Consider the following 14651-nt stretch of genomic DNA (forward strand, 5'->3'; position numbering starts at 1 on the left):
GCTATGAAGCTGGGAATTGTTGATTATGGTGTTGGTAATATATACAGCCTGAAAAAGGCATTTGAGTATATAGGTGTTGATGCAGTTGTATCAAAGGATGCAAAAGTGCTTGACAGCTGTGCGGGAATCGTTTTGCCGGGAGTCGGAGCTTTTAGCGATGCTTGCGCTAATATATCAGAAAATGGCTTGGAGGATATAATTCTAGGCCAGGTCGCTAAAGGAAAATTGATAATGGGAATTTGCCTAGGAATGCAGCTACTGTTTGATTACAGTACAGAAGGGGCTGTGACCAAAGGATTGGGGCTCCTTAAAGGCTGGGTAGACAGAATTCCCGGCAGCGTTAAGGTTCCTCATATGGGCTGGAATACCCTGCAAAATAAAAATGAATGTAAGGTGCTTTCGGGGATTAAGGATGGAGCCTATGTATACTACGTACATTCCTACTATGCAAGAGCAGAGGATAGCGCCAATATATGCGCTGTCAGCAGCTATGGAGACGATATACCCGCAGTTGTGAAAAAGGACAATATTTTAGGTATGCAGTTTCACCCCGAAAAAAGTGGTGAGACTGGGTTAACTATATTGAATAATATTAAGGAGATGTTGATATGAGAATTTATCCGGCAGTTGATATTTATGATGGGAAATGTGTGAGACTTAAAGAGGGAAGTCTTGAAAAGAAGGAAATATTTTATGAAAACCCGGTAGATGCAGCAAAAATGTGGGAGCAGAAGGGTGCTGCGGCTTTGCACATTATTGACCTGAATGGTGCTTTCAGCGGGAAAACGGGAAATAGAGCTGCAGTTGAGAAAATAATAAATTCAGTAAGAATTCCCGTACAAATCGGAGGAGGACTTAGGAGCATTGCAGACTTAACAGAGGCTTTGAATATAGGAGCAGCAAAAGTCATTATAGGTACCGGTGCGGTATTGGATGAAGAACTTCTGGAAAATGGCATTGAGAGATATCTGGATAAGATTGCAGTCAGCATTGATGCCGTAGATGGCTTTGTTGCTATAAAAGGCTGGGTGAATGTGAGCGAATTCAGTGCTTATAACTTCGCAAGCAAAATTGTCGGCAAAGGCTGCAAGAATATAATATACACTGATATTTCCAGGGATGGAACAATGAGCGGACCTAACCTTGATGGTATAGAGAAAATGTGCAATGTTGAGGGAGCAAGAATAACCGCCTCCGGAGGGGTAAGGAGTATAGACGACCTTCTGGCAATTAAGCGTACAGGCGCAGAGGGAGCAATAATAGGCAAAGCCTTGTATGCCGGAGTCATAAAGCTAGAGGATGCCCTTAAGGCTGTGGAGGGGTAATATGCTGGCTAAAAGGATTATACCTTGCCTTGATGTAAAGAACGGAAGGGTAGTCAAAGGTGTTGGGTTTAATAACCTCAGAGAAGCAGGAGATCCTGTTGAAGCAGCAAGAATGTATAATGCTGCAGGAGCGGATGAGCTTGTTTTTCTGGACATCACTGCCTCTATAGAGAGTAGAAGTACTATGCTTGATGTGGTGAAGGCAACTGCAAGGGATGTATTCATACCCCTCACGGTAGGGGGAGGTATAGGCAGCCTTGGTGACATTGAGGCACTTCTGCACGCCGGCGCAGATAAGATATCCCTAAACAGCGCTGCGGTAAAGCAGCCTGAACTGATTGAAGAAGCGGCAAAGAGATATGGAAGCCAGTGTATTGTTGTTGCGGTTGATGCAAAGCTTAGGGAAGGAGCAGCCGGGTGGGAGGTATATATTCACGGGGGCAGAACCAACATGGGCATTGATGTGCTGGAATGGTGCAAAGTTGTTTATGAACTGGGAGCCGGAGAGATACTTCTTACCAGCATAGATGCCGACGGTTCTAAGGAAGGCTATGATATCTCCTTAACCTCCAAGGTTGCAGAAACGGTCAATATACCGGTCATAGCTTCGGGGGGAGCAGGCAGCAAAGGGGACTTTTATCAGGTGCTTACAACAGGCAAGGCGGATGCCGCGCTGGCAGCTTCACTGTTTCACTATGGTCATCTGGCTATAAGAGATTTAAAGGCTTATCTGTCTTTAGCGGGAGTAAGCGTAAGAATATAATTGATTGGAGAAGTTCATATGTTTATTGATGATATAAAATTCAACGAGAAAGGCTTGGTGCCTGCGATAGTACAGGACTATAAAACAGGTGAAGTGCTGATGCAGGCATACATGAGCAAGGAAAGCCTGGAAAAAACATTAGAATCAGGGCGTTCATGGTTTTACAGCAGAAGCAGGGATGAACTATGGCAAAAAGGGGCAACCTCAGGAAACACTCAGGAGGTTAAGGAGATATTACTTGACTGTGACGGAGATTGCCTGCTTATAAAGGTGAAGCAGAAGGGCGCAGCCTGCCATACGGGAAATAAAAGCTGCTTTTACAGAAGCATATTGGTGGCTGACGAAAGTACAGGAGCTGCAAATATTGGAGCGGTCCTTGAAGAACTGTATAGGAAGGTAGGGGAGAGGCAGGAAAATCCGATACCGAACTCATATACCTGCTATCTTTTTGATAAAGGCATTGATAAGATATTGAAGAAAGTGGGAGAGGAAAGTACAGAGGTAGTGATAGCGGCAAAGAATGAAAACAAGAAAGAAATCATTTATGAAATATCCGATTTGCTTTATCATTTAACTGTATTAATGAAATATATGGATGTATGTCTTGAGGATATTGCGGGTGAACTTTATAAGAGATTCAAGTAAATAGTTTCCGACAGTTCACTAATAGCACCGCTCCGCATAATATAGTTATTACGGAGGAAGGTGTGATTATGAACTATGTTGTGATAATGTGCGGAGGTTCGGGGAGCAGGTTCTGGCCTAAAAGCAGAAAAATGTATCCCAAGCAGTTCTTGAATACTGTAGGAGAAAGGACAATGATCCAGCTTACTGTGGACAGGATCAGTAAGTTCATTCCCCTGGAGAATATATATATGGTGACAAACAAATGCCATGTAAACACTATAAAGGAACAAGTGCCGCAAATACTTGAGGAAAATCTCATAATCGAACCCATGATAAAAGAGACAGCCGCCTGCATAGGTTATTCGGCTGTGAAGCTATTGAAAAATGACCCTGAAGCGGTTATGATTGTACTTCCTTCTGACCACTATATAGAGGATGAAGTGAAATTCATGGAAACCCTGAAGCAGGGGTTGGATATAGCATGTCGGGACAGCTGCCTTGTAACTATGGGAATAAGGCCTACCAGGCCGGAAACGGCTTATGGCTATATTGAAACGGGGAAAAGCATAGAAGGTATTTTGAAAATACCGACTTATAAAATAAAAAGATTTACAGAAAAGCCAAATAGGGAAAAAGCACAGGAGTTCATTGATAAAGGAACTTATCTCTGGAACAGCGGGATGTTCATTTGGAAAGCGGCTGTGCTGCTTAAACAGTATAAAAAGTTCCTTCCGGATATGTATCAATGCCTGAAGCGAATGGGTGAGTATATAGGCACCCCTGAGGAAGCCGAGATAGTTGAAGAAGAATATCACAAGATTGATGGTATATCAATTGACTATGGAATATTGGAGAAGACATGGGATGTATATGTTATGGAGAGCAGCTTTTCCTGGGACGATATAGGCAATTGGACTGCTCTTGAAAGATATATGTATAAGGATGAGAACGGCAATTCAATTAAGGGTGAGCACACGGTATTGGATACCCACAACTGCATATTGTATGGCGAAAAGCGGCTTATCGCCGCATTGGGGGTTGAGGATCTTATAATTGTAGAAACGGAAGATGTGATCCTGGTATGCAAAAAGGACAGAGATCAGGACATCAAGCTTTTAATCAAAGAGCTTCAAAAAGATAAGGAAAATATTAAATATGTATAAACATATAAAATGGGGATGTAATGAAGCTTAAAGTTTCGTTACATCCCCATTTTATGAATATCTTTTATTTCATACTTTTCGCATATGTGTCAGGTTTATGAATTATTGACATTATGTAAAATGCGAGGTACAATTATGAAAATGGTATACCGAACAGCGTTCACATATGCGAACGGAATAGGGGGAGAGTATTATAAAAATAAACAAATCTGCCTCAAGAGCAATAGACATAATTGATTTTATTGCAAAGCAGGATAGCTCCGTGACTATAACAGAGATAAGCCATAAGCTTGGCATACCTAAGAGCAGTACGTTTGAGCTATTATATACTCTGCTGGAAAAAGGCTACTTACAAATTGAGGACGAGAACCTTAAGACATTCAAATTAGGGATAAAACTTTTTCAATCAGGAACAGCTTATCTGAAAAAAATGGATTTAAACAGAGAGGCACGTCCCTTACTGGAAGATATGATGAAGAATTCGGGTGAAACTGTATTTTTAGCGGTAGAGGTTAATGGAATGACAGTGTACCTGGACAAAGTGGAAGGTTCTTCATCAACCAGGACTACCTCCGTGCTGGGCTCCAGCAACCCAATGTATTGTACAGGCCTTGGGAAGGCCTTGCTAGCCGCTTACTCAGACAATAGGATAAAAGAGATAACAGGGGGAAGCGAGCTTCCTTTAATAACCGAATATACAATAAAGTCTTATGATGAATTAATAGTTGATTTAAAAGGCATACGCAGTAGGGGATATGCAATAGACGACAGGGAAAATGAAGAAGATGTGTTTTGCGTTGCAGCACCTATTTATGATAGGTCGGGTAAACCTATTGCTGCTATAAGTATTGCAAGTCTGGCTTCGAAGATTAACAGCGACAGATTGGAGCAATTTGGTAAGTTAGTATCGGATACGGCTTTAGATATTTCTAAAAGGCTGGGATATGCAAGGGATAAGTTATATTTTTATTAAACATGGTTTTAGGTGAATATTGCAAGAAGGTGATGGTTACATGTATATTGCCACTATTGATACAGGAACGTCAAACACCAGGGTAAAGATATGGTATCAAGGTAAAGTTATATCAAGATCATTTGTTGAGGTAGGAGTTAGAGATACTGCGATTACCGGAAGCAAGACAAAATTATACCAAGGAGTAAAAAACGCAATAAAGATAGCGCTAGAGCAGAAGAACATGGAAGCTTCAGAGGTAGACTTATTCCTGGCTTCAGGGATGATTACTTCAAATGTTGGTTTATATGAGGTACCCCATGTTTGGGCACCTGCAGGGGTTGAAAAATTAGCAAAGTGCATGGTATCAGCTCAAATAGATGAGGTAATTGATAAACCTATATGGTTTGTTCCTGGAGTTAAAAATTGCTTGAAGAATATAGACCTAAAGAGTTGTGAAGAAATGGATATAATGAGGGGCGAAGAGGTAGAGACATTTGGAATCATAGAAAGCTTGAAAATAGAAGAAGCAGCTGTTGTCATTCTTCCCGGTTCCCATTCAAAATTTGTAAGAGTAACTAAGGACAAGCAGATTGCAGGATGTGTTACAACGTTGGCAGGGGAGCTATTATCAGCTTTAACAAATAATACAATTCTTGCTAATGCCCTTAATAATTCATTTGTTGAAAAGATAAATGAAGAATTAATTATTGCTGGAGCTAACTATTCAAGAAATGTGGGATTAAACAGAGCATGTTTTACAATCCGGATACTGGACCAGTTTACAACTTATTCAATTAACGATAAGGCTAACTTCTTACTAGGTGCAGTGCTGGAGAATGATTTATTTGCAGTTAAAAACAGTCATGCTTTAGAGATAAACCCAGAAGAGTCTGTAATAATAGGCGGCAGCGAGGTTTTAAAGAGAGCATTTGGGATATTAGTAAAAAATGATAGTTATTTTAATGGCAAGGTACATATGGTAGATGACGAATTAATGAAGGATATGGCTGGACTTGGTTCAATTGTGGTAGCAAAGGCCAGAGGACTTGTAAGGAGGGGTGAATAAGTGAGAAGCTCGGATGTATTTGGATTAATAAAAGATACAGGTATAGTAGCAATACTTAGAGGTATCGGAGAAGAGGAAGCGCTTCGTACGGTTGAAGCCCTCTGCAAGGCTGGAGTAAAGGCAATCGAGGTGACATTTAATACTCCTGGGGTTGATAAAATAATTTTATCTCTGCTTAGAAGCTTTAGCGGAGAAATAATTGTTGGGGCTGGCACTGTCACGAATCCTGCAAGTGCTGTAAGAGCTATAGAATGCGGTGCGGAGTTTGTACTTGCACCAAATACAGATGCTGAGGTCATAGCAATAGTTAAAAGGTATGGGAAAATCATGGTTCCTGGTGCTTATACAGCAACTGAAGTCTTAAAATGTTATGATTTTGGCGCCGATATAGTGAAGATTTTTCCGGCGTCGTCTGTAGGTCCGAAATATATAAGAGACTTAAGAGGGCCTTATGACTACATAGATATGATGCCTGTGGGTGGAGTAGATGTCGACAATGTGGGGGAATTCATTAAGGCAGGGTCAATAGCAGTAGGGGTTGGTGGAAGTTTAATTAGAAAAGACTTGCTGGCCAAAGAAAATTACAAGGCTATAGAGGAACTTGCTAAAAAATTCATTGATGAGATCAGCAAAGCTAGATAAAATATGCTGCAGGTCAGTTGAAGCGAGTCTCTTTTAGTAGGTCGTTTTTATTCCGCTAAGTTTAAAAATGAAATTTCATATTATGAATTGCAGTTTTATAATTTTATCTTGCAGAATTTTGTAAATGGTAGTAAAATAAATATATGAAATAATATTTCACATTGTGAAATATACGATATAACCTCATATACATCATATATGTAATAAGCCTTACCATTATATATATCTCAGCAAATATGGCAAATGCTAAATGATAAATAGTAAAACCGAAAGCATATATCAATTTATGAAAATATCTTATAGCTTAAATAAGAAGCATTCCTGTGATGAAACAAATTTGGAGATTAGATGGGAGGTGAACTTGCCGGTCTTTAGCAAATAGTTTCCAGGTACCTTGGTGTATTAAAATTATTTTATCAAAGGGAGGAAGAAAAGATGAAAAAAGTATTAAGTATTCTATTGGTTCTTATTATGACTCTATCTTTATTTGGATGCGGCTCAGCAGCGACAAGTGGTAACCCGAAAGAAATTAAAATAGGTGTTGTTAGTCCTATTTCAGGACAGTCAGCTATAGCCGGTGAGTACATAAAGAATGGTATCGAGCTTATTGCTGACCAATTGGCAAAAGATGGGGGACTTGATGTTAAAGGTACAAAAATACCTGTTAAGTTCTTATATGAAGACAATGAAGCAAAACCAGATGCAACTGCTAATGTATTTAGAAAGCTTATTGACCAGGACAAGGTTATTGCAATAGTTGGTCCTGACATGAGCAAATGCATACTTGCAGGCGGACCGATTGCCCAAGCTTCAAAGATTCCTGCCATCGGTACATTTACAACAAATGAAAAAGTAACTCAGATAGGGGATTTCCTTTTCAGAGCATGCTTTATAGATCCTTTCCAGGGAAAAGTTATGGCTCAGTATGCAGCAGATACAATTGGCGCTAAGACAGCAGCAATTTTATACAACAATGCTGATGACTATAGTAAAGGACTTATGGAGAATTTCAAAAAGGCCTTTGAGGAAAAAGGCGGAAAAGTTGTTGAGGCTCAGGCATATGGCGGAGCTGATGTAAAAGACTTTAACGCACAGCTTACAAAGATAAAAGCCGCAAACCCGGAAGTACTCTTTATGCCGAACCAGTTTGGTGAAGTACCGCTTCAGATGAAGCAGGCAAGGCAAATGGGAATAACTGCTCAGTTCCTGGGCGGAGATTCATGGGACAGCCCAGACGTACCAAATATCGCTGGAGTAGATATAGTTGAAGGTTCAGCATTTGACGCAGCTTTCTCTCCTGATGATCCAAGCCCGATTTGTAAGGATTTCGTAAAAAGATATAAAGATAAATATGGTAAGAACCCGAATTCAAATGCTGTTTTAGCATATGAAGCTGCTATGGTAGTACTGGAAGGCATAAAGAATGCTGAAACATTGGATGGACAGGGTGTAAGAGATGCTATGGCCAAGATAGAAAATCTTGAAGTGCCATCAGGAACAATAACATTCGATGCAAATAGAAACCCTGTTAAAGGTGCTGTCGTAAATGTATATAAGGGTGGAGTACCTTCTTACGTAACAACAATTAATCCAAATTAAAGGATAATAATTCAAAGAATCGGTGGTAAGGAACCCTTACTGCCGATTCTATAATAAAAATCAGTTTATCTAAAGGGGAGGATATATTTGACTACCATACTTCAATTGACTATGTACGGTCTTCAACTGGGAAGTATTTACGCCCTTATAGCACTTGGATACACAATGGTATATGGAATTATAGGACTTATAAACTTTGCTCATGGTGACTTTTTGATGGTTGGCGCATTTATAGTGTTTTTTCTTGTCCAAGCATTGGGTGGGGGGCACATACCATATATCCTTGTTGCTGCTGTAATTATCATTGGAATGGTTCTCACCGGTCTTTTGGGTGTAGCAACCGAGAGGATTGCATATAAACCTCTTAGGAAAAAACCGAGACTTTCAGCACTTATAACAGCAATAGGCGTTTCGATGTTTCTTGAAAATTTTCCAAGGGCTTTACCTTTTATAGGACCTGCACCAAGACCTTTTCCAGAATTATTCCCGATGCGTGATTTTAATATTGGAGGAGTTGGGACAAACAGTGTTCAGCTTTTAATGATAGCTTTCTCCATCATATTAATGATTGGATTGCATTACATTACTACAAGAACAAAAGTTGGCAGCCAGATGAGAGCTGTGCAATTTGATAAAGATGCAGCAGCACTTATGGGCATTAATGTTAATAATGTTATCTCGATTACTTTCTTTATAGGTGCAGCACTAGCTGCAGCAGGTGGTGTTTTTTACTCAAGTATATATCCTATGATTGATGTATATATGGGAATCTGGCTTGGCACAAAAGCTTTTGTAGCCGCAGTTTTAGGCGGTATTGGCGATATACGCGGAGCTATGATAGGCGGATTCATAATGGGAGTAGCTGAGGTTTTAGCAACAGCAGTAAACTCAGATTTAGGATATGGTGCCGGCTTTGTAATATTGATACTTATATTGTTATTTAAACCAGCGGGAATTATGGGTAAATTCACCATAGAGAAAGTGTAGGTGACTGAGATGAATTACTTGAAAGATAAAAAGGCAATTTTGATCATAATTCTAAGTTATATCATTATTCTTACTTTAAACAAGCTTGATATAATTAATTCCTATCTTCTGCAGATTATAATGCTAGCTGGAATTAACATAATAATGACAGTAAGCTTAAACATCGTCAATGGATTTACCGGACAGTTCTCTATAGGTCAGGCTGGATTTATGGCAATAGGTGGATATGCATCTGCGGTGATAACAACGCTCCTTTTTAATACTTCAAGCTGGCCAGTGTATGCGCAGACACCAATCTTTATTTTATCCCTTATTTTTGGAGGGCTCGTAGCAGGTTTTGTGGGATTATTGATTGGATTACCTACATTAAGATTAAAAGGAGACTATCTGGCAATAGTAACCTTGGCATTTGGTGAAGTAGTAAGAGCAACGATAAGGCTCATAAACTATGTTGGAGGGCCAAGAGGGCTGGCAGGCATCCCAAGGTATACTAATCTCTTCTGGGTATTTGTATTTACACTTCTTGCAATATACGGAGCAAGGAACTTTGTAAACTCATCCTTCGGAAGGGCGTGTATATCCATAAGAGAGAATGAGGTTGCTGCAGAGACAATGGGTATAAATTCTACCAAGTATAAGGTATTGTCTTTTACGTTTGCGGCATTTATGGCCGGAGTGGCTGGCGGGTTATTTGGTCATCTTCTTATGTTCTTACAGCCTGATACCTTTAGCTTCCTAAAATCTAACGATTACCTTGTATTCTTGTATGCAGGCGGAGCAGGAAGTATAAGCGGATCAATATTAAGTGCGATAGTGCTTACAGTAGTACCGGAGTTCCTAAGATTCTTAGCAAATTGGCGTATAGTCATATATGCACTTTTGCTTGTAGTATTGATGATTAAAAAGCCGGAAGGTTTCTATGGCGGCAAAGAGTTCGGATTCTTGAAGTTAAAGAAGCGAAATGTTACCAGAGAGGTCAGCCAAGACCCAGCTCCAATAAAATAAGTTAAGAGGAGGTAAACACTAATGGCATTGCTTGATGTAGAAAATCTCTCCATACAATTTGGTGGGCTAAAAGCGGTAAACAATTTCAACCTTTCTCTTGAACATGGGGAACTGGTGGCGATAATCGGACCAAATGGAGCAGGTAAAACTACAGTATTTAATATGCTTACAGGATTATATAAACCTACGGAAGGCGATATTCGTCTTGATGGGAAGAGTATTGTAGGGCTAAAGCCCCATGATTTCACTGAGAGAGGAATAGCCAGGACATTTCAAAATATAAGATTATTTAGTAATGTCAGTGTACTTGATAATATAAAGATTGCATATACACTTCAAATGAAATATGGCTTTGGAGAAGCACTTTTTAGGACAAAGAAATTTAACGCTACTGAAGATGAATTTGAAAGAAAATCATTGGATATTCTCGAAATATTCAAATTGGATAAAAAGGCTGATTTATTAGCGAAGAATCTGCCATATGGGGAACAAAGACGGCTTGAAATAGCAAGAGCTCTTGCAACAAACCCAAAGATTCTGCTTCTGGATGAACCGGTTGCAGGTATGAACCCCAATGAGATGGAAGACCTTGTGAACTTGGTAAGGGACATCAAGGTAAGGTTTAATCTGACTATACTTTTGATTGAGCATCATATGAGTGTTGTTATGAATATAGCAGACAGGATAAAGGTGTTGGATTTTGGTGAAACAATAGCCGAAGGGAAGCCTGCTGAGATACAAAATAACCCTAAGGTTATTGAGGCATACCTGGGAGGGGGGCATAAAGAATGATTTTAGAAATTAAAGATTTACATGTTTCATATGGAGCAATAAAAGCGGTAAAAGGTATTTCTTTTGAAGTAGAAGAAGGAGAAATTGTTACTCTGATAGGGGCTAATGGAGCTGGAAAATCGACTACACTCAGGACAATATCAGGGCTTGAGACTGCAGCTAGTGGCTCTATAAAGTTCTTGGGAACTGAGATAACAAAAATGCCTCCCCATGATATTGTAAAACTGGGTATATCCCATTCACCAGAAGGAAGAAGAATATTTGCAAACCTAAGTGTTGTAGAAAATTTGAAACTTGGTGCAAATCTCAGGAAAGACATTGATGGCATAAAAAAGGATATAAAAAGGGTATTTGAGCTGTTCCCAAGACTTGAAGAGAGACAAAACCAGTCTGCCGGTACACTAAGCGGCGGTGAACAGCAGATGCTTGCTGTAGGAAGAGCGCTAATGACAAAGGGCAAACTAATGCTTTTGGATGAGCCTTCGATGGGTCTTGCACCTATAGTGGTTGAAGAGATTTTTAAAATCATTAAAGAGATAAACAATCAGGGGACTACAATACTCCTAATCGAGCAAAATGCTTATATGGCACTCGGAATTGCAAACAGAGCGTATGTGCTCGAAACGGGAAATATAGTACTGCAAGGGCCAGCTCACGAGCTTGCTAACAATGAAGATGTCAAGAAGGCTTATCTTGGTGCATAATAGGAGGTTATATATATGATACAGGTATCAAAAATAGCCCGGGAGATTCAGGGTTCTACAATAAGAAAAATGTTTAATATGGCAAGCGGAATGACTGATACGGTTAGCTTTGCTCTTGGAGAACCTGATTTTGTCACTTCGAAGAATATTATAGATGCTGCATGCAAGGCTCTTCAGGATGGACAGACTCACTATACGCCGAATGCCGGCATCCTACCTTTAAGGCAAGCCATAGCCAAAAAACTCAAAACAAAAAATAATGTTGAAATAGATCCTGAAACTGAAATTATGATAACTGCAGGGGGCATGGAAGCACTGATGCTCAGCATGATGGTGATACTAGATCCGGGAGATGAGTTCATAGTCACCGATCCATTCTGGACAAACCATCCTTCACAGGTTTTGATGTGTGGAGCAGTACCGAGATTTGTAAAAGTATATGAAGAAGACGGATTTGTATATAACCCTGATAATGTCAGAAAAGCAATCAATAAAAAAACTAAAGCAATACTTATCAATTCTCCGGCAAATCCAACCGGTGGCGTTGCTGGAAGAGAAGTACTGGAAGAGATTGCTAAAATTGCAATAGAAAATGATTTGATAGTAATTACCGACGAAGTATACCAACATCTTATATATGACGATGCAGAGTTCATAAGCATTGCATCATTACCCGGCATGAAGGAGCGAACAGTTATAATAGACAGCTTCTCAAAGTCTTATGCAATGACTGGTTGGAGAATAGGTTATGCTGCAGGATGCAGAGAAATATTACAGGATATGATAAAGCTCCATGAAAACGTAGTATCCTGCATAAACACATCTTCCCAGTATGGTGCAATAGAGGCTATAGAAGGCCCTCAGGATTATCTCAAATACATGATTGATAAGTATGCAATAAGAAGAAAACTAATTGTTGAGGGCATAAATAGTATAGAAAAACTATCATGTATAAGCCCGAAGGGTGCATTCTATGCATTCCCCAATATTACAAAAACTGGCCTCAAATCAGAGGAATTCGCTGTTCAGCTTCTAAAGAAAACTGGTGTTGTAGTTGTGCCGGGATCAGGATTCGGAGAAGCTGGAGAAGGCTTCATCAGGATATCTTATGCTACTTCCGAAGAGAAGATAAAAGAGGGATTGAGAAGAATAAAAGCTTTTGTTGAGGGCTTGAAATAGAAACATCATTAATTTTTGACTAGAGGGGAGATCAGTATGAAAGCAGCAGTTTTAAAGAAATGGAAAGAGCTTGAAATAATGGAGGTAGAGAAGCCTTCGATAAAGCCTGGAGAGTGCTTGATAAAAGTGATTTATGGAGGTGTATGCGGTTCTGATGTACATATCTATAATGGACATCATGCAACAGCAAAGGCTCCGATGGTTATGTGCCATGAAATAGCAGGAGAAATTGCAGAAATAAACGGAGAGGGTTCAAACCTTAAAGTTGGAGATAAAGTCACAGTGGAGCCACTTCTGAGCTGCGGCAAATGTGTAGCATGCAGAAATGGTAACTGGCATGTATGCAGTAATTTAAAATTGCTTGGTATCCATGTTGACGGTGGATTTGCAGAATATGTTAAAGTGAATATCGACAAAGTGGTTAAGCTTGATGATATACCAATGGATATTGCAGTGTTAACGGAACCATTGGCAGTTGGGCTGCATGTTGTGAGAAGATCGGAATTAAAAGTAGGCCAGACAGCTTTGATAGTAGGGGGAGGTCCAATAGGGTTGGTTGTAGCTCTGATGGCAAAGTTGGCAGGAGCATCAAAGGTTGTTGTATCCGAAGGAAATAAGAAAAGAATTATACTTGCTGAAGAATTTGGGTTTGATACAATAAATGCATTTGAAGAAAATATGCCTGAGAAAGTTAAAGAATTCACAGATGGTGATGGATTTGACGTTGTATATGAGGTCACAGGCTCAAAGGCAGGGGTTGCATCAGCACTTGCTGCATGTAAGATAAGAGGAACTATGGTTCATGTAGGCTTCTGCAGCGGAAATTATGAATATAACCATATGCCTATAATATTCAAGGAACTGAAAGTAATAGGCTGCAGGGTATATTCAATGCAAGACTTTATAGATACTGTTGAAGTGGAAAAGAGCATCATAAAGAATAATACATTCGATTTGAAGAGACTTATAAGCGATGTTATGACTTTGGAGGAAATACCCGAAGCTGTTGATATGATGACAAGTGGAGTTAACCTATCTAAGATAGTAATAAAACTATAGTTTGGGGAGGGACAATTTATGATACTCGATTTATTTAAACTTGATGGCAAAGTAGCCATAGTAACAGGTGCCAACACAGGTTTAGGCCAGGGGATATCGGTTGGACTTGCTGAAGCCGGTGCAGATATAGTTGGAGTAGGCAGAAGCGATATGAGTGAAACAAAGAAGATGGTGGAAGCTGCAGGCAAAAAGTTCTTACCTATTTCGGCTGATTTAATGACACTTGAAGCAATAGATAGAATAGTAGAGGAATCCGTGAAGGAATATGGGCATATTGATATACTTGTAAATAATGCTGGAATAATTAGAAGAACAAAGGCAATAGATTATTCTGAAAAAGACTGGGACGATGTAATGAATACAAATCTAAAGACATTGTTCTTTCTAAGCCAGGCTGTTGCAAGACAGTTTATAAAGCAGGGTAATGGCGGCAAGGTAATTAATATTGCCTCTTTGTTATCTTATCAGGGCGGTATTATTGTACCTGCATACACCTCAAGCAAAAGCGGCGTCATGGGTTTGACCAGAGCTCTTGCCAATGAGTGGATTACAGATAACATTAACGTAAATGCAATAGCCCCTGGATATATGGTTACTAACAATACAAAGGCTCTGAGAGCTGACGAGGATAGAAGTACATCAATTCTAGCAAGAATACCTGCAGGAAGGTGGGGTACTCCTTCAGACATTGAGGGTGCTGCAGTGTTCTTGGCTTCAGATGCATCTTCTTATGTAAATGGCTTCACATTAGCTGTTGACGGTGGATGGTTAGGAAGATAATTATT

Annotated in this window: 16 protein-coding genes; all 16 read left to right on the plus strand. The window is 39.7% G+C overall.

From position 1 onward, the window contains the following. Window positions 1-3: 3 nt before the first annotated feature. The 16 genes from hisH (at window position 4) to kduD (ending at window position 14646) form a co-directional block, all read left to right on the plus strand. Complete coding sequence (gene hisH, locus VEB00_13550; protein HYF84040.1) at window positions 4-612, plus strand: imidazole glycerol phosphate synthase subunit HisH; 609 nt, start codon at window positions 4-6, stop codon at window positions 610-612. After that, window positions 609-1325, plus strand: coding sequence for a 1-(5-phosphoribosyl)-5-[(5-phosphoribosylamino)methylideneamino]imidazole-4-carboxamide isomerase (gene hisA / locus VEB00_13555; GenBank protein ID HYF84041.1), 717 nt, complete (start codon window positions 609-611; stop codon window positions 1323-1325). The genes hisH and hisA overlap by 4 nt, the downstream gene beginning before the upstream one ends. A 1-nt stretch (window position 1326) precedes the next feature. After that, window positions 1327-2088: an imidazole glycerol phosphate synthase subunit HisF gene (gene hisF / locus VEB00_13560; GenBank protein ID HYF84042.1), complete on the plus strand. Its 762-nt coding sequence runs from the start codon at window positions 1327-1329 to the stop codon at window positions 2086-2088. An 18-nt stretch (window positions 2089-2106) separates the two neighbouring features. Further along, window positions 2107-2733: a bifunctional phosphoribosyl-AMP cyclohydrolase/phosphoribosyl-ATP diphosphatase HisIE gene (hisIE, locus tag VEB00_13565; protein HYF84043.1), complete on the plus strand. Its 627-nt coding sequence runs from the start codon at window positions 2107-2109 to the stop codon at window positions 2731-2733. A 68-nt stretch (window positions 2734-2801) separates the two neighbouring features. Beyond that, window positions 2802-3878, plus strand: coding sequence for a mannose-1-phosphate guanylyltransferase (locus VEB00_13570; GenBank protein ID HYF84044.1), 1077 nt, complete (start codon window positions 2802-2804; stop codon window positions 3876-3878). A 199-nt stretch (window positions 3879-4077) separates the two neighbouring features. Beyond that, window positions 4078-4851: an IclR family transcriptional regulator gene (locus VEB00_13575; GenBank protein HYF84045.1), complete on the plus strand. Its 774-nt coding sequence runs from the start codon at window positions 4078-4080 to the stop codon at window positions 4849-4851. Between the two features lie 40 nt (window positions 4852-4891). Then, complete coding sequence (locus VEB00_13580) at window positions 4892-5899, plus strand: 2-dehydro-3-deoxygalactonokinase (protein ID HYF84046.1); 1008 nt, start codon at window positions 4892-4894, stop codon at window positions 5897-5899. Beyond that, entirely contained in the window at window positions 5900-6541 is a 642-nt protein-coding gene (gene eda, locus VEB00_13585; GenBank protein HYF84047.1) for a bifunctional 4-hydroxy-2-oxoglutarate aldolase/2-dehydro-3-deoxy-phosphogluconate aldolase, read from the plus strand. It begins immediately after the preceding gene. Between the two features lie 435 nt (window positions 6542-6976). Continuing rightward, window positions 6977-8140 (plus strand): ABC transporter substrate-binding protein, encoded by a 1164-nt coding sequence (locus VEB00_13590; GenBank protein ID HYF84048.1) that lies wholly within the window; start codon window positions 6977-6979, stop codon window positions 8138-8140. 111 nt (window positions 8141-8251) lie between these two features. Continuing rightward, window positions 8252-9127 (plus strand): branched-chain amino acid ABC transporter permease, encoded by an 876-nt coding sequence (locus tag VEB00_13595; protein HYF84049.1) that lies wholly within the window; start codon window positions 8252-8254, stop codon window positions 9125-9127. Window positions 9128-9136: 9 nt separating this feature from the next. After that, on the plus strand, window positions 9137-10132 hold the full coding sequence (locus VEB00_13600) for a branched-chain amino acid ABC transporter permease (GenBank protein HYF84050.1): 996 nt from the start codon (window positions 9137-9139) through the stop codon (window positions 10130-10132). A gap of 21 nt (window positions 10133-10153) precedes the next feature. Beyond that, a complete protein-coding gene (locus VEB00_13605; protein ID HYF84051.1) occupies window positions 10154-10924 on the plus strand; it encodes an ABC transporter ATP-binding protein in 771 nt (256 codons plus the stop codon). Then, the gene (locus VEB00_13610; GenBank protein ID HYF84052.1) at window positions 10924-11628 is read left to right on the plus strand and encodes an ABC transporter ATP-binding protein; all 705 of its coding nucleotides are present in this window, start codon (window positions 10924-10926) and stop codon (window positions 11626-11628) included. Before VEB00_13605 ends, VEB00_13610 begins: the two co-directional genes overlap by 1 nt. A gap of 15 nt (window positions 11629-11643) precedes the next feature. Continuing rightward, window positions 11644-12807, plus strand: a complete 1164-nt coding sequence (locus tag VEB00_13615; protein ID HYF84053.1) for a pyridoxal phosphate-dependent aminotransferase — start codon at window positions 11644-11646, stop codon at window positions 12805-12807. Window positions 12808-12843: 36 nt separating this feature from the next. Further along, window positions 12844-13866 (plus strand): alcohol dehydrogenase catalytic domain-containing protein, encoded by a 1023-nt coding sequence (locus tag VEB00_13620; protein HYF84054.1) that lies wholly within the window; start codon window positions 12844-12846, stop codon window positions 13864-13866. Between the two features lie 18 nt (window positions 13867-13884). Further along, window positions 13885-14646, plus strand: coding sequence for a 2-dehydro-3-deoxy-D-gluconate 5-dehydrogenase KduD (gene kduD / locus VEB00_13625; GenBank protein ID HYF84055.1), 762 nt, complete (start codon window positions 13885-13887; stop codon window positions 14644-14646). Window positions 14647-14651: the final 5 nt, after the last annotated feature.

The sequence above is a fragment of the Clostridia bacterium genome, assembly GCA_035628995.1.
Taxonomy (GTDB): domain Bacteria; phylum Bacillota; class Clostridia; order Lutisporales; family Lutisporaceae; genus BRH-c25.